12 protein-coding genes are annotated in these 15,847 nt (G+C 47.8%); 4 read left to right on the top strand and 8 right to left on the bottom strand.

The window, feature by feature from the left end:
• Positions 1-81: 81 nt before the first annotated feature.
• From ACR8BL_RS18195 to ACR8BL_RS18180, 4 genes are all read right to left on the bottom strand, one after another.
• Positions 82-1,119, bottom strand: a complete 1,038-nt coding sequence (locus ACR8BL_RS18195) for a glycoside hydrolase family 130 protein (RefSeq protein ID WP_434748912.1) — start codon at positions 1,117-1,119, stop codon at positions 82-84.
• Between the two features lie 50 nt (positions 1,120-1,169).
• Positions 1,170-2,009 (bottom strand): carbohydrate ABC transporter permease, encoded by an 840-nt coding sequence (locus ACR8BL_RS18190; protein WP_434748911.1) that lies wholly within the window; start codon positions 2,007-2,009, stop codon positions 1,170-1,172.
• Positions 2,006-2,893, bottom strand: a complete 888-nt coding sequence (locus ACR8BL_RS18185) for a carbohydrate ABC transporter permease (protein WP_434748910.1) — start codon at positions 2,891-2,893, stop codon at positions 2,006-2,008. Before ACR8BL_RS18185 ends, ACR8BL_RS18190 begins: the two co-directional genes overlap by 4 nt.
• A 229-nt stretch (positions 2,894-3,122) precedes the next feature.
• Positions 3,123-4,436: an ABC transporter substrate-binding protein gene (locus tag ACR8BL_RS18180; protein ID WP_434748909.1), complete on the bottom strand. Its 1,314-nt coding sequence runs from the start codon at positions 4,434-4,436 to the stop codon at positions 3,123-3,125.
• Positions 4,437-4,656: 220 nt separating this feature from the next.
• Here ACR8BL_RS18180 and ACR8BL_RS18175 point away from each other — a divergent pair, with 220 nt between their 5' ends.
• The 3 genes from ACR8BL_RS18175 (at position 4,657) to ACR8BL_RS18165 (ending at position 8,243) form a co-directional block, all read left to right on the top strand.
• A complete protein-coding gene (locus tag ACR8BL_RS18175) occupies positions 4,657-5,841 on the top strand; it encodes an AGE family epimerase/isomerase (protein WP_434748908.1) in 1,185 nt (394 codons plus the stop codon).
• Positions 5,842-5,843: 2 nt separating this feature from the next.
• The gene (locus ACR8BL_RS18170) at positions 5,844-7,022 is read left to right on the top strand and encodes a glycoside hydrolase family 130 protein (RefSeq protein WP_434748907.1); all 1,179 of its coding nucleotides are present in this window, start codon (positions 5,844-5,846) and stop codon (positions 7,020-7,022) included.
• A gap of 207 nt (positions 7,023-7,229) precedes the next feature.
• The gene (locus ACR8BL_RS18165; protein ID WP_434748906.1) at positions 7,230-8,243 is read left to right on the top strand and encodes a LacI family DNA-binding transcriptional regulator; all 1,014 of its coding nucleotides are present in this window, start codon (positions 7,230-7,232) and stop codon (positions 8,241-8,243) included.
• A 101-nt stretch (positions 8,244-8,344) separates the two neighbouring features.
• Here ACR8BL_RS18165 and ACR8BL_RS18160 read toward each other — a convergent pair whose 3' ends face one another.
• Both ACR8BL_RS18160 and ACR8BL_RS18155 read right to left on the bottom strand, forming a co-directional pair.
• Positions 8,345-9,772, bottom strand: coding sequence for a hypothetical protein (locus ACR8BL_RS18160; RefSeq protein WP_434748905.1), 1,428 nt, complete (start codon positions 9,770-9,772; stop codon positions 8,345-8,347).
• Between the two features lie 308 nt (positions 9,773-10,080).
• A complete protein-coding gene (locus tag ACR8BL_RS18155) occupies positions 10,081-10,596 on the bottom strand; it encodes a DUF2179 domain-containing protein (RefSeq protein WP_434748904.1) in 516 nt (171 codons plus the stop codon).
• A 446-nt stretch (positions 10,597-11,042) separates the two neighbouring features.
• On the opposite strand from ACR8BL_RS18155, the gene ACR8BL_RS18150 reads away from it, so the two are divergent.
• Positions 11,043-12,434 (top strand): Leu/Phe/Val dehydrogenase, encoded by a 1,392-nt coding sequence (locus ACR8BL_RS18150; RefSeq protein WP_434748903.1) that lies wholly within the window; start codon positions 11,043-11,045, stop codon positions 12,432-12,434.
• Between the two features lie 841 nt (positions 12,435-13,275).
• Here ACR8BL_RS18150 and ACR8BL_RS18145 read toward each other — a convergent pair.
• Together ACR8BL_RS18145 and ACR8BL_RS18140 are read right to left on the bottom strand one after the other, a co-directional pair.
• Positions 13,276-14,943, bottom strand: coding sequence for a hypothetical protein (locus ACR8BL_RS18145; RefSeq protein WP_434748902.1), 1,668 nt, complete (start codon positions 14,941-14,943; stop codon positions 13,276-13,278).
• A gap of 1 nt (position 14,944) precedes the next feature.
• Positions 14,945-15,742, bottom strand: a complete 798-nt coding sequence (locus tag ACR8BL_RS18140; protein ID WP_434753164.1) for an ABC transporter ATP-binding protein — start codon at positions 15,740-15,742, stop codon at positions 14,945-14,947.
• Positions 15,743-15,847 lie beyond the last annotated feature (105 nt).

Genomic DNA, 15,847 nt, shown 5'->3' with positions numbered 1-15,847 from the left:
CATATTTGCTTCATCTTCACATCTTCATATGCACCTGCTGTCTTACGTATAAAATTCAGTGCTACCCGTTGCAGAGACTCATTATAGTTTGCCTTCCTCGCGGTCGCCGGCAATCACTTCATCCGTTTCCTTGACATAGTTCACGATCTCCTGGGCTGTTGTGTAGGCCACACCTACATAGGTATCAGCTGCACCGTAATAAATGGCAATTCGTCCAGTATCGGCATCGTGCAGGGTTGCACATGGGAAGACAACGTTATCAACGAAGCCCTGTTCTTCATACCATTTCTCCGGCGTCAGTACAAAGTTGGATGAACGATACTTCACTTTGGACGGCTCATCCAGATCGAGAATAACCGCACCCATACTGTACACAAAACCGTTGCACGTCCCGGTTACACCATGGTAGAACATCAGCCAACCTTCGGATGTCTCAATCGGAGCCGGACCACCGCCAATTTTCACGGATTGCCACCAGCCTTGTCCACCTTTGCTCATAACATGACGATGTTTGCCCCAATAAACCAGATCCGGGCTTTCGCTCAAGAAAATGTCTCCAAACGGGGTATGCCCGCTATCGCTTGGTCTGGACAGCATCACGTAGTTGTCGTTGATTTTGCGTGGAAACAAAACGCCATTGCGGTTAAAGGGCAGCATCGGATTCTCAAGACGGACAAACGTTTTGAAATCTTCCGTCTTGGCAAGGCCCAAGGAAGCACCGTAAAAATCGGTACACCAGATGATGTAATAGGTATCGTCCACTTTGACCAGACGCGGATCGTATGCGTAGTGCGGCATAAACGGTTCGCCTTGTTCGTCCACAAAAGCAATGCACTCTTCTTCGATTGTCCAAGACAATCCGTCTTCACTGGAACCCATGTGCAGGTGCGGACGGCCATTGATCGTCTCTGCGCGGAATACACCAATGAATTTCCCCTCATAAGGAACAACTGCACTGTTGAAAATACGCGCAACCCCTTTCACCGGATTACGCGGAACAACTGGATTGAATGAGTGTCTCCACACCGGACCTTCCGTTCCTTCCGGTTTGTTCTCCCACGGCATGTTTGGCAAAGTATCCCCAATAATGTGTACCTTTTTCGTTTCTGTAACTGTCATATTTCATTTCCCCCTTTAATTGAATGATTTCAAGGAAGTGTTTCATGCAATCATTTCACGGAACCTTGCGCAAAACCGTTGTAGATGTATTTTTGAAGCAGCAGGAAAATAATCATTGTTGGAATAATAGCGATCATAATCCCTGCGCTGATGACCTCCCATTGTGATCCGAAGGGGCCTTTGAACTTGAACAGGGCAGTGGAAATCACCTGTAGATCGGTCTTGGGCATATATAGGAATGGCGTGTAAAAATCGTTGTAGATGTTTACACCTTTGACGATAATGACCGTAACAATTGCCGGTTTCAGCAAAGGTAAAATAATTTTCCAATAGATCGTGAAGTACGAAGCACCATCCAGCATGGCCGATTCATCGAGTGCACTGGAGATTGAACCAAGGAATTGCAAGAAGATGTACACCGCGATAATATCCGTTCCCAAATACATAACGATGGCGGCCCATCGTGTATTGAACAGGTCGAGTGCGTTAATAATCTGGAAGGTCGCAACTTGTGTGGTTACACTCGGAATCAGGGTAGCGAGCAGGAATGCGGCAACCATGATTTTTTTACCTTTGAATTTGAAGCGATCCAGAACATATGCAATCATAGATCCCGTTAACGTTGCACCCACGATGGAAATGATCAGGATAATAATGGTGTTTTTGAAACCGACGAGCATGTTGCCATCAACAAATGCCTTCGTATAGTTCGCAAAATGAAACCAGTCGGCTGGCGGGGCAAGCGGACTGCTTGTGGCATATTCGGCATTGGTCTTCAGGGACGCAAAGAGGATTACCACGATGGGCAAAAGTGCAATGAACGCTGCCAGAATCAGAGATGCGTATTTCATTACGCTTGCGATGGTAGTTTTGAATGGGTTCACGTTCATTCCTCTCCTTTCATGCTGACACGCTGCACAAGCGTCACAAGAATAACGATCAGAAGCAGCACAACAGCCATGGCTGATGCGAGTCCCAGTTTGCCGTATTTAAATGCCAAGTGAACCGTCTGAATAACAAAGGTCATACTGCCGTTGGAACCGTCGGTCATAATATATGGAATATCGAACGCACTGATGGCGCCGCTTATGGCCAAAATCAGGTTGAGCTGCAGGATACGGGTAATACTCGGCAAAATAATATGGCAGAATTGCTGCCAGCGGTTGGCACCATCAATATCGGAAGCTTCATATACATCCTTCGGAATGGAAGAAATCGCACCGAGGAAGATAATAAAGTTAAAGCCCATGTATCTCCAGACCGATGCACCCGCAAGAGACACGTTAATTATATTCGGGTTCCCAAGCCAAAGCTGGGTGTACTGCCCAAGTCCAATCGCCTGCATCAGCGTATCAAGCGTCCCATCCGGTTTGAAGAAAAAAAGGAAGATAAATCCGATGGCAACACCATTCAGCAGGTAAGGAAAGAACAGGATCCCTTTGAAGAAATTTTTGCCCCGGATTTTGAAACTCAGAATTGTCGCAAAATAAAGAGCCAGACCCATCTGCACAAAAGTGGCAACGAAATAATACAAGCTCACAATGAACACTTTGAAGTATTCGGGATCACTAAAAATCCGCGTGTAATTCTCCAATCCGACATAGTCGAACCTTTTACTGTATCCATTCCAGTCGGTAAAACTGTATTTAAACATATTAATGACAGGCAAATAAGCAAACGTGAACAACAATGCCAGCGGAATAATCGAGAAGGCACAGATAATAAATATGCGTTGTGCTGAGTAACTCCAGTTTGAAAGTCTTACGTATTTCATGCTCCCCACACCTCCCGGCGGTTCAGCCGCCTTGGTTCATTAACGCTTCGTATCGCTCCGCGGATGTAACCGCAGGGCGGGCCAAGTAAATACATATTTAACAGGTTATCACCTTAGTCATTCCACTAATGGCTCAAACACGCTGCGAACCTGGCCCTAAACCAGACAACTACCGACACCCGCATTATGTCTGCTCACATCTGCTGGTATGAACGCTTGTGTTTTTCTATTATTTCATGACCTCGGCGAGGGCTTTTACCCATTTATCGTTCAGGTCTTTCATGATGTCATCATACGATTCGCTTCGATTACCAATAGCTGCTTCAATAATGCGTTTCTTGAAGTCAGGCTGCCAGAGACCAATCTCACCTTCGTTATCGATTTTGTCCATCAATCCCTCTTGCCCCTCTTTAGCGGGAGTTAGCGTAGAGAATTTTACGTCCTTGTATTGATTCAGAATGGGTGGCAGCTCTGCGCTCTTATCTGCGCTCATACCTCCGCCCTGCTGGACAGCATAGTTGGATTTCGCCAGGAACCAGTCGATCCATGCTTTCGCTGCAGGTTTGTTCTCGCTGTTCACATTCATGCCGATGTTGTAGTCCGCGGACAGCGGTACAATGATATCACTAGCCGTGGTCGGGAATGGCAAGAAACCGATATTGTCCGGTGTATCTGTCATACCTTGAATCTGTGTGATTGCCCAAGATCCGAGAGCCATCGTTGCAATTTTGCCTTTCGCCAGATCCGCCTTAGAGCTCTCCCAGTCTGTAGTCGTTGGATCTTTCTCGATCAGGCCATTCTTGGCTGCGTCATAGAGCACTTTGTATAGCTCGTAGTGCGGCTGCCCTGGCACAAAGTTATCATCCGTATTTGGTTGATCTACGTTGACATAATCCACGCTCCCTGCAACTGTCGGCAGGTCTGCTTCCCATTGAGTAAGTGCCCAGCCGGATGCGTAGTTGGTGTAGAGCGGAATAGCATCTGTATTGTCTTTCACCTTCTGAAGCGCTGCCTGGAATTGCTCTGGTGTCTTCGGCAGTTCGTTGATACCTGCATCTTTGAAGACTTGTTTGTTATAAATGATGCCGGAGAACGTAATAACGGTTGGGATTCCATATACCTGGCCTTCCACCATACGCTCTTCAATAGCGGTATATTTGTCTTTCAGCTCATCGTACGTACCGAGTGGCTCGAAAAAGTCCGGGATATCGGCGATCGGAACACTTGTTGGAATCATAAGTACGTCGCCGTAGTCTTTGGTGCTCATCCGAATTTTCACTTGCCCCTCATAATCAGCCAAGGCCTGGAAATTCACTTTAACGTCCGGATACTCTTTGTTGAACTCGGCCGCATAGTTCTTGAATACGGTATCCACAATATCTGTACGTTGCGTCAAAACCGTGATTTCCCCCTTGATATCTGCCGGATCTGTGCTAATCTCTTCTCCCGACTGCGAAGGCCCTCCTCCTGATGAACATGCAGCAAGCAGCGAAGTAATGAGCAGCATCGTCAGCAACAACATCCAACCTTTATTTTTTTGCATTTGTCCCGACCCCTCTCTTAATTAAATTAAGTTATCGTTAAGGTTACAAAACAGATTCTATTATGGTAACGCTTACCTGTCAATAATTTTATTCTATTACAGCATCCATAAATTAAGACATATCTCGTTGACAAGTGCATTTTATAGAACTAATATTACTCCATAAAGTTAACGATAACTTAATTAAACATAATTTTGTACTGCCAAAGGAGCACTCTGAATGACTCAAAAGTTGATTCAGCTTCAATCTGAAATCGCGGAGCATTGGAACACAAAGATTTTGCCATTTTGGGCTAATCTGAAAGACACAGACCATGGCGGATTCTATGGCTGGGTTGGCAATGATTTGCTCGTTAACCGATACGCACCCAAAGGTGGGATCGCTACAGCACGGCAACTCTGGTCTTTTGCCGCAGCCTACCGGGTGACCGGAGAGGGAATCTGGCAGGATCATGCTGACCATGCCTATCGTTTTCTCACTGAATACCTGGTGGACAAGGAGCATGGAGGGATGTACTGGATGGTGGAAGCTACTGGTGAACCGCTGGATATGAGCAAACATGTATATACCCAGGCTTTTGGCGTATATGCGCTCAGTGAATACTATCGCGCAACTGATAACACTTCTGCACTGGAACTTGCGAAAACGATTTTTTCACTGATTGAGAGCAAAGGCCTTAACGCAAAACTGCCTGCTTACAAAGAGCAATTTGATCGGTACTGGAACGAACAGCCTAATGAAATGCTGAGTGAAAATGGAGTCATCGCGGATTACACGATGAATACCCATATCCATGTGCTTGAAGCTTACACCACCCTTTACAGGGTATGGCCGGACCCCGAAGTAAAAGCAGCGCTTGAACGCTTGCTCGGGATTCTGTATGAACGGGTATATGACAAAAACACAAAGTTCCTCGGGGTATTTTTCAACCAAAAGTGGGAGTCCATCATTGATCTGCGCTCGTTTGGACATGACATCGAGGCCAGCTGGCTGATTGACGACGCCCTCAAGATATTGGGACTTGAACATCACCCGCAATATTCAGCCATGGTCACGGATATCGCTTACAACATCCTGAATTCTGCTGTGCAAGCAGATGGTTCACTAATGAATGAACAGGAAGGCCACCATGTGGATACCGCGCGCATCTGGTGGGTTCAGGCGGAAGCGATGGTTGGTTTCTATAACGCCTATCAACGCACCGGTGATGCCGTGTTTCTGGAACAGGTCGAAAGACTGTGGAGTTATACAAAGGATCACATTGTTGATCTCCGTTCAGGTGGTGAATGGCACTGGGCCGTTGATGAAAAGGGTACACCCGATCAGCACGAAGTTGCCGGCCCTTGGAAATGCCCGTACCATAACAGCCGGTTTTGCATTGAGTTACTGGAGAGGATGGGGTAAGCATGATACATCCGAAATATGAATCATTACTGGAACAGCAGGAACAGCTTTTGTCACGTAAAAATGAGGTGGATTCCTCCTTCTACAATGGCGTATACCAGCGTTATCGTTATCCGGTTATTACACGCCATCATGTGCCGCTGCACTGGCGATTTGATCTGAACAAGGCCACAAATCCGCATTTCATGGAGCGTCTGGGCATTAATGCCACACTTAACCCGGGAGCGATCTATTTCAAGGGCAAATACATCATGGTTGTACGCACGGAAGGACTGGATCGAAAATCAATCTTTGCACTTGCCGAGAGTGACAATGGCATTGACGGATTTCGCTTCATTAGCAAACCGCTCGTTTGGGATGATATCGATGCAGAGGAAACCAACCAATATGACATGCGTCTGGTTCAACATGAGGACGGCTGGATTTATGGCATCTATTGTTCGGAACGCAAAGACCCGGAAGCTCCTGCCTTCGACACCTCCAGCGCTGTTGCACAGGCGGGACTAGTTCGTACGCGTGATCTGAACCGTTGGGAACGTCTTCCTAACGTGACAACAAACTCCCCGCAACAGCGGAATGTGGTGTTACACCCCGAGTTTGTCGATGGGAAATATGCTTTCTACACGCGTCCGCAGGATGGTTTCATCTCTACAGGCAGCGGTGGTGGTATTGCCTTCGGCCTGTGCAAGGATATCTCGTATCCTGTTATTCCTGAAGAAATCGTAATAGATGAACGGAAATACCATACGGTTTATGAAGCCAAAAACGGTCAGGGTCCTGCCCCGCTCAAAACAGACCGCGGCTGGATTCATATTGCCCACGGGGTACGAAATACCGCAGCCGGTCTTCGGTATGTGTTGTACACTTTTGCAACCGATCTGAACGATCCGGCACGTATCATTGCCAAGCCGGGCGGCCATTTCATTGCCCCTTATGATGATGAACGTGTGGGCGATGTATCCAATGTTATATTTTGCAACGGTGCTGTAGTCAATGAAAAGGATGCGGTGTTTATCTACTATGCATCCAGTGATACACGCTGCCATGTCGCTACAACCACGCTGAGTCAACTGGTCGATTACACGTTTAATACTCCAGCTGATCCTTATCGTTCTCTGGACTGCGCCAGCCAGCGTGGCGACCTTATTGAACAGAACGAACGTTTATTGCAAAAGCAATGAAATTAACATCGGAAGATCAACATCATCCCCTTTTGGACGTGGCGAAAATTAGTGATGCGATGCCTGGAATGCCTTTATTCCAGGTTGGTAACGAGGTATACTAATATAGATTGTTGTTATGTTGGAAGAAAGCGCTCATCATAATGACAGCACATTGTATCTAAACCGGCTTGAAGGAGGCGACCAAAGCTGAAAAACAATATCACCATGCGGGATATCGCCGACAAGCTCGGGGTCAGCAGTGTGACCGTCTCGAAAGCATTAAATGACAAAGATGGTGTCAGTGGCGAATTAAAGGAAAAGATTAAACAACTTGCCGTCCAGATGGGTTATCGCTATAACGCCACAGCCCGTTCAATGAAGGAAGGCTTAACCCATAATATCGGCGTAATTATCCCGGAGCGGTTCACCGGGCCTACGCAATCGTTCTATGTACGCGTGTTCCAACGCATCACTAAACATCTGGAGGATCAAGGGTACTACGGCATTCTCCATATTCTGAACAGTGAGGACGAAGAAGAACTGTCACTGCCCAAGCTGTACAGTGATAGCAAGGTCGACGGCTTCATTGTGCTGGGTCAGATCAGCAAGGAATATATTGAACTGGTACAGTCGATGGATGTTCCAAAGATGTTCCTCGACTTCTACGATGAGCATTCCGATATCGATTCGGTGGTGACCGATAACTTCTATGCCGCGTATGAGTTAACGAACTATCTGATTCAGCAGGGGCACCACAGCATTGCTTATGTTGGCAATCTGTATTCAACCAGTAGCATTCAGGATCGGTTCCTCGGTTACTACAAATCCCTGCTGGAACACCGACTACCTATGAATCCAGATCTCATCCTGAATGATCGGGACGAACGGGGAACCTTTATCGAGATTGACCTGCCCGCACAGCTTCCCACCGCATTTGTCTGCAACTGTGATCAAGTCGCTCATCTGCTCGTGCAGAAGCTGAATTCGCTGGGTATTCAAGTGCCAGCTCAATGCTCTGTCGTTGGTTTCGACAATGATATCTATGCCTTGTTGTCTGAACCCAAGCTCACCACGGTTGAAGTGGATATTGAGCAGATGGCACGCACAGCTGTTCAATCCATGCTCAAAAAGATCGATAATCCTGATCGCAGCTTCGGTCGTGTTCATGTGAAGGGCAATATCATCTACCGCGACTCGGTGAATGTTGCACCGGAATCGAAACCCCAATTGACGACTTAATGGAGTACGTAAAATTTAAAAACAAGCGGCTCCCACAACCTTGTTGTGGAGCCGCTTGTTTTTTTGTACATCTGGTCTTTTGGTGTACTGTATAGCTTAATTTAGTAGCTTGTTTTCAGCCAGTTGTCTTTAGACCAGGTTAGTTTGCCTGCACCTGCACCATTGGAACTTGTCAGCCGCGTATTCAGCGTAGACGGATCATCCGTCTGATAACTGTATGGCAGGGAAATAAAGCCATTCCACGAGAACGGTTTGATCACGGCTGGAACAGGTGCCAGCGGGCTACCTGCTGTGCCACTATCGCCACGGAAAGAGCTCCCGTCCAGAGAGTAAATCGTGTCTAACACGCTGATTTTACCTGTGTATGTGGCATTGGTTGGGTCGGTCTGATTGTTGCGTACAGGATACTGTACATCCTTGATTACGGATTTTTCAACCAATACAGCGCCGCTTTCAGTCGAGATGGCACCATTGCTGGTGATCCCCAATTTGTAACCTTTGGAAGCGATGGCTGTTGCCATAGCAGTAGTAATACGCGCTTGGGCTGAACGAGCACCAGTTGCATCCATAATGATGTTATAAGCATGAGCATTACCGCCGCGCAGACGAGGCATGCGATCCTGAATGTCTTTGTACAGGTTGTGATGCAGTGTAATGGACAGATTAGCGTTAGCTGACTCCAGACTGGTCGCACCAACGAGATGCCCTTTTTTCTGCGGACCGGAGATGGCAATGACATCTTCCTTGCTTAGACCCACCGCACTGCTGCGCAGGTAGTTGTACATCGGATAGGAAGCTTTGTTTGCTTCCAACTCGTTAATCTGACGGGTAACCCAGCTGTTCGCGCTGCCGTCATCCCCTTTGAAGGTGGACCAGGAGATGGTCACACCACTGGTTCCTTTTTTCGAATCGACGAGTCCGTCATAGGCTTTGTTAAACGTACAGTGATCGATCCATACGCCACTGCTATCCTCCAAGGTAATGTAATCCCAATCGTTTTTGTCATAGTCACCTTTGGTGGATTCATCCCACTCCCACAACTCATCGAATTCCAGGTTGCGGATGATGACGTTAGAGCTTCGTTTCACCGTGATGGCAGCGTGTTTGATCTTGGAACCGTTGGCCGAGAACAGGGTTAGTCCGTTAAAGCCATCTACCGTAATTTTGCTGACTCCCGTCTGCTTCAATACAGGATGTGTCAGTGCATCGTTATGCTTGGCAAAAGGCGAGGTCTGTGCCGCGCTTGGAATCTCGTTCCACCCTAAATCGAGGTCGTTCATAATTTCAACGACTTTGACACCGGAGTTCTTTTTGAGAGCCAGCGCCAGGTCGGTGGCATTGTACACTTTTTTGTACGTGGATGTGTTCGACTCATTGATGACTCCTCCGCCCGTATTGCCTTGGGAGAAACCGGCCAGATTGTAATCTGCATTGCCCGCTGCCTGCACACTTGCAGGTCCGGATAATAAGGTGAACCCTAGCGTGAGAGCCAGAGCCGTGCTGCATAAACTTCGTACTGTTTTTTTCATCGAATTGATTCCTCCCGGTAGATTAATGTTGAGTTTGTCTGTCTGCCCCTCTGCACCATGTTCATGTCGCAAGTGACATATTCACAATGTAAACGTTGAAAGCGATTACAACAATAATCCTGATTTCACATTTGTAGGAGAACGACGGAACGGACAGGATTTGTGCCCAAAGCAACCTGATATCGTATGTAGTTAACTTGTAAATCAGAGGATGTAGGAAGAATAACGGATGAATGACCCGATTGCCGGGCGTGTGAAAAAATGAAAACAAAAAAGCAGGACTGCTTCTGCTGCAGACCTGCCCGATTTTACTTTTTGATGGAACGTGTCCAGAAGCCTCCATGGAACTGTTTGGGCTCCACCGTAATGACAAATGCCTTGGGATCAAGAGCCAGGATAGTCTGGTAGAGCAACTTCTGATTTTTACGTTTCGCAAGAATCTCCATAACAAGTCGATCTCCGTCTCGTCCGCTACCCACCCATGAGGTTACACCGTACCCTTTATCGCGCAAAGCATTTGCCAGCCCTCCATCCATCTGGTTGCAAATCACTTTCACGGTAATGTAACCAAGTGCAATCTTTTCCTCAATCCATGCACCGAGCAGTACTCCAAGCCCGTATCCCACGGCGTATACGATGAGAGCTTCTGGCTGTTTCAAATAGTTCAGCACCAGATTCAAGCCCAGCACATAGATCACTATCTCACCCATACTGATCAGGGCAGCAATGTATTTCTGTCCTTTGAGTGTTAAGATCATGCGCAGGGTATAGGCCGATACATATACAATCTGAATCAAAAAGATAAATATCAATATTTTAAGCAATGACCATCCCTCTTTCCTAGGCTTTCCACTGTAAATAAGCCCTCTGTTACATGCTGCATGACGAGTACTTCCGCCTAAGTGGAAAAACATTTTATATCACGCGTTACATGAAGATCATCCCATTCCTCTATCTCCATCATTGGACGTTATGACCTATTCCTAAACGGCTTGATGTAAATTTCCAGGTATCTGTCCGGTCCGTATATGCCGGAACTGCCATTATAAAACCGTTTATGACGATGTTCAACCCAGCGAAGGTCCCAGGGGCGTAAAAGCCAAGGGATGAATATACTGTATTAACCACACGGGATATAAGGTGAGCCCTTATTCTTACGAAGCTGTCGACAGACTTGTTCAGAAGTGAAATTTGGACGGAATGCAAGTCTTATCGAGAATAGGGAGCCTGTTCGTACGCCGAACGGAAAACACCAAAGGAGGAGTGCACCATGCGCATATGGCGAGAAATGGAGCAAGAGGGCATGGAAGAACTTGTATTTTTCCACGATCCCTCCAGCGGACTTAAAGCAATCATTGCCATTCACAATACTGCTCTGGGTCCGGCTTTGGGTGGATGCCGCTGCTGGGCCTATGCATCCGAAGAAGAAGCGATCCGAGACGCGGTAAAGCTAGCCCAGGGCATGACCTACAAAAATGCCATGGCAGGCCTGCCTTATGGCGGCGGTAAAGCAGTGGTCTGGGATGTCGCTGGCACTTTGAAGCAAACGGTGACGGGGGAACGAGTCGGCAGGGTGCTGGCGGACTCTGCGAAGAGTGATGCGCTTGGCGAAGTGCTGGCGGACTCTGCGAAGAGTGATGCGCTTGGCGAAGTGCTGGCGGACTCTGCGAAGGGTGATGCGCTTGGCGAAGTGCTGGCAGACTCTGCGAAGGGTGATGCGCTTGGCGAAGTGCTGGCGGACTCTGCGAAGGGTGATGCGCTTGGCGAAGTGCTGGCAGACTCTGCGAAGGGTGATGCGCTTGGCGAAGTGCTAGCGGACTCTGCGAAGGGTGATGCGCTTGGCGAAGTGCTGGCAGACTCTGCGAAGGGTGAAGCACTGCGTGCGTTGCGCTTCCGGGCATTGGGTCGCTGTCTGGAGCGACTAAATGGTCGCTTCGTGACAGGTCTGGATCTGGGCACTACGGCGGCAGACATGGACCAGATCCGGGTGGAGACGGCATATGTGACGGATACCACTGGTTCGCTTGGCGCACAGGATGACTTCACTGCTGATATGACCGCCTACGGCGTGTACACCGGCATTGTCACCTCACTGCGCCATCTGGGCGCAGCCGATCTGCAGGGCATTCCCGTTGCCGTCCAGGGACTGGGCAAGGTCGGGTATGCCCTGTGCCGTTACCTGCATGCAGCCGGGGCACGGCTGATCGTGGCAGACGTTGTACCGGAACGTGTACAACGTGCCCTTATGCAGTTCAGCGGCGCCATTTCGGCCGATCCGGCCCGTATTCACGCCGCTGACTGCAGGGTGTTCGCCCCCTGTGCCCTAGGGGGCGTGTTGACCCCGGCGACCGTGGAGGAGCTTCGCTGCTCCATTGTCGCCGGGGCGGCCAACAACCAGCTGAGTGAACGTCAGCTGGTTGTTGGCCGCATGCAGGCGCGCGGCATCCTGTACGCGCCTGACTACGTGCTGAGCGCAGGCGGCATTATCAGCACTGCCTGCGAACTGCAAGGCGCCGGGCCTGACCTGATCCGCCAGAAGGTGGCGGGGATTGCAGGCACGCTGAGCAAGGTATACGCAGAAGCTGCGCGCTCTGGAATCTCTACAGCAGATGCAGCCGATCGCCTAGCCGAGGCCATTCTGCGTTCTGGCCAGACCCAATAAATGCGGTTAAAGCAGCTATTTTTTGCAATGATCGAGCTAGTACCGTTTCAACCTTTTTCATTCAGAGCCTTGCAGAGCTCTATATTCTAAAAGTCCTTCACCCACATCCACATCTACAGTTACATTTACACCTACATTACTTGTCCCAACACTCTAACGATCTCAGGAGAGCTTATTTGGCCCATTTTTCATGCTTCTCCAAGCTAACGATCACCAGAGACGCTATTTTGCAAAAATCGGCTCTTTTTCGGGCTAAAACACCCTCTTGTGCAGAAATAAGGTTCTTGGTGATCGTTAGAATTCATGAGAGCCACTTTTCGTCCAAGTAAGCTCATCTGAGATCGTTAGAATACAAACTCACTTTGAGTTACTTACTCGGGTTACCCATCCCTATCTACTGCATTTGAGTTACTTACTCCGGTTACTATCCTATCTAATCCACTTTCTTTGGATTCTACTGCACTTTGGGTTACTTATTGCCTTGGTTCATCTTACTTCATTCAACTTCATTTATTTCATGTTGAACTCCCCTTCGCATCTCTCCATTGCTGACCCGTGTGATGAAACAAAGCCCCGCGTGCTGGTATTGCAAGTTGCACACGGGGCTAAATTAAAAAGTTCACTTACATCATACAAGCGTAGAGTTGCTGCGTAGGGCTACTGTATAGAGATATCACATTGTACTTTTTGCGTAAAGTTATTACATAGATTTACTACATAGAGTTATTACGTAGAGTTATACATAGACACTTACTACTAGACTTACTGCAAGAGTTACACTTGAGCCCATCCCGGTTCATCCAATTAAAAAATCTGGGCATGTACCCAAGAAGCTTTCAACTCAAACCACCGCAGACGGTTGAACCACTGGTTTCTTGACCCGATACAACAGCGTCCACAGAAGTACATTCGCCAGAATCAAGATTGTACCGTATATCCAGACTCCTCCGGAGAAGGAACGGAAAAAGACATGAGCCCCCCACAGTAAAGCGAACACAGGTAAAGCAGCGAAAATATACCAGCCTTCACTTTGCTGGGCCACACTGAATGATTGCGAGAAGGGCGGCTTTTGTAGCATAAACTTGCTGGATACCGGGATCAGCGCCGTAGCGGTGAGCAAAATAACCACGATATCTGGCAAAATCCGAAGTCCAAATGTCCATGTAAACACCATCGCATTCAACAGAAATACGGGGATGAATATGTTACTAAGGAATGCCTTCAAGGCGCCTCGATATAATACATTTTCATTAGCCATTGGCACCGCACGAAAGATCCATGATGCCTTGTACTGGCCGGAATATTTCAGCATAATTATGATGGTTACCAAAAGAACCAGCATAATGTATAAGGTGTACATAAATGAACTTTGCCTGAATTCCGCCCAAGTCGATGATTGCAAAGCGGTATACCAGAAGATATAAGGCATCACTAATGCAAAGCCTAGCGAAGGATATACTTTAAGCTTGAACTCCCGCTCATTACGCATCATGCTTGCTGACAGGCGGAAGCAAGCTTGCTCCTCTGCCGAACGGCTGAACAGCTTGGCAGCAATCCGGTCCCATTTTCCCCGGCGGCGACTGGATGTCTGGCCGGAGTGAGCCATCTTTTCCAGATACAGCTCAAAAGAAGGCATAAGCTTCACGTATACGATCAGGCATATCACCGGAACAACAAAAGCAAGCGCTGTTAACGTATAGATCCACACCCCGCCATGACCTGCGAATAACCATTCGTATGCAGCAGCATACCATAGTGGAGGTAACAGCAACTGCCACCATTCGGGCGTAAAGGCTACTTTAAAATCAATAATATCGAAGGAACGAACGACAAACTGATACCCTACCGCGATGCCCACCGAAAGCAGAATCTGTACCATATTGATCATGTCTTTCAGCTTCTCCCCATCCAGAAACTTCATCATGAAGAGATAGATGAGGGATGTGGTCACCAAGATCAGCATGCTAATGAGAATAATCTGTATCAGAAAGATCAGGAAAAAACCAATCCCGTGCGTAACCAGCCCGGCAATGAGTGGCGCAGCCGTCACTGAACCCGTCAGCAATACCAGATAGACCCCTGCATGGATAGCCCGAGCCATACCTACGGTTCGTGCATCGACGGGTTTGGTCAATATAATGTTGCGATCCCGGATGTCCAGAAGTACGGATGAAAAATCCGAAATCATCGATGTCATAATCATAAACATAAGTACGCCAAACAAAATGCCCATCTGAAGCATGAATTGACCTGTATTCCAAACGACAAAGGGAATCATGATTGCTCCCATCAGGGCATACATCCAGAGAGAGCGAACATACTGGTTACCCTCGTTGTTCTCCTTACTCTTTGTCCTTGTGGACATAATTGTAGGTACTCTGCGCTGATCCATCTGGAACTTTACCCGTAAAATGAGGCGCAGTACGTCATAATCAGCCCCCATTTTGGCAATAATCGGCCGAAAACGATCCAGAATTTTGAGCGTACGAAAATCGGAGGGTTCCGCCATGTCAGTTCACCTCCTGCACAATCGACACAAAGCGCTCAGCAATCGCCTTATGTTCATTAAAGCCGGTCAGTTGGTTAAACACTTCCTCCAATGACCCTTCCATCGATTGCTGCTGAAGCTGCTTGAACGTACCATCTGCCACCACACGACCCTCGGCAATGAGTACAATCCGGCTACTGATCTTCTCCACCACATCCATAATGTGTGACGAATAGAAAATGGTTGTGCCTTTCGCAGACAACTGTGACAAAATCTCTTTCACCACCATCACACTGTTCGCATCCAGCCCGCTGAGCGGTTCATCCAGGAACAGCAGATCAGGATCATGCAGCAGTGCCGAGATCAGCAGCACCTTCTGACGCATCCCCTTGGAAAAGGAAGCAATGCGCGAGTGGTACGATTTTTCCAGTCCAAAACAATCCATCAGCAGCTTTGCTTTATAATCCGCATCTTCATAGGACAAGCCATATAACTCTCCGGTAAACGTCAAATATTCCGCCGGAGTTAATTGTTCATATAGTTCTGCCACTTCTGGCACATAACCGATTCTACGCTTATATTCCACCTCGCCATTGGAGATATCCTGTCCAAAAATACGAACCGTTCCCACATAACCCTCTACTAATCCGAGCAAAATCTTCACCGTTGTACTCTTGCCGGCTCCATTCGGCCCGATATATCCAATCATCTCACCTCTACTCACTTCCAGGTCGATGCCGTTCAACACATAACGCCCGTTATATCTCATACGTAAGCCTTCAATTGACAGTACTTGTTCTCTAGTCGTTTTGGACACCATTTGTTCTAAAGCCACTTCGTTATCCAGCTCCTTCTCTCTACTATTTTCTACAATTCTACTAGTTTACCACAGTTTGGATTGAAGGGACTATGTACTCTATCGATC

It is taken from the genome of Paenibacillus amylolyticus, from assembly GCF_051136285.1.
GTDB classification, from domain to species: Bacteria; Bacillota; Bacilli; order Paenibacillales; family Paenibacillaceae; genus Paenibacillus; species Paenibacillus amylolyticus_F.
This window is presented reverse-complemented; position numbering and strand designations above follow the sequence as displayed.

What these genes read in the sequence shown, in the direction of transcription:
- ACR8BL_RS18140 (WP_434753164.1), bottom strand. Translation starts at nt 15,742, where the DNA reads ATGGTGTCCAAAACGACTAGAGAACAAGTACTGTCAATTGAAGGCTTA.
- ACR8BL_RS18150 (WP_434748903.1), top strand. Translation starts at nt 11,043, where the DNA reads ATGCGCATATGGCGAGAAATGGAGCAAGAGGGCATGGAAGAACTTGTA.
- ACR8BL_RS18190 (WP_434748911.1), bottom strand. Translation starts at nt 2,009, where the DNA reads ATGAACGTGAACCCATTCAAAACTACCATCGCAAGCGTAATGAAATAC.
- ACR8BL_RS18185 (WP_434748910.1), bottom strand. Translation starts at nt 2,893, where the DNA reads ATGAAATACGTAAGACTTTCAAACTGGAGTTACTCAGCACAACGCATA.
- ACR8BL_RS18160 (WP_434748905.1), bottom strand. Translation starts at nt 9,772, where the DNA reads ATGAAAAAAACAGTACGAAGTTTATGCAGCACGGCTCTGGCTCTCACG.
- ACR8BL_RS18145 (WP_434748902.1), bottom strand. Translation starts at nt 14,943, where the DNA reads ATGGCGGAACCCTCCGATTTTCGTACGCTCAAAATTCTGGATCGTTTT.
- ACR8BL_RS18165 (WP_434748906.1), top strand. Translation starts at nt 7,230, where the DNA reads ATGCGGGATATCGCCGACAAGCTCGGGGTCAGCAGTGTGACCGTCTCG.
- ACR8BL_RS18180 (WP_434748909.1), bottom strand. Translation starts at nt 4,436, where the DNA reads ATGCAAAAAAATAAAGGTTGGATGTTGTTGCTGACGATGCTGCTCATT.
- ACR8BL_RS18170 (WP_434748907.1), top strand. Translation starts at nt 5,844, where the DNA reads ATGATACATCCGAAATATGAATCATTACTGGAACAGCAGGAACAGCTT.
- ACR8BL_RS18175 (WP_434748908.1), top strand. Translation starts at nt 4,657, where the DNA reads ATGACTCAAAAGTTGATTCAGCTTCAATCTGAAATCGCGGAGCATTGG.
- ACR8BL_RS18195 (WP_434748912.1), bottom strand. Translation starts at nt 1,119, where the DNA reads ATGACAGTTACAGAAACGAAAAAGGTACACATTATTGGGGATACTTTG.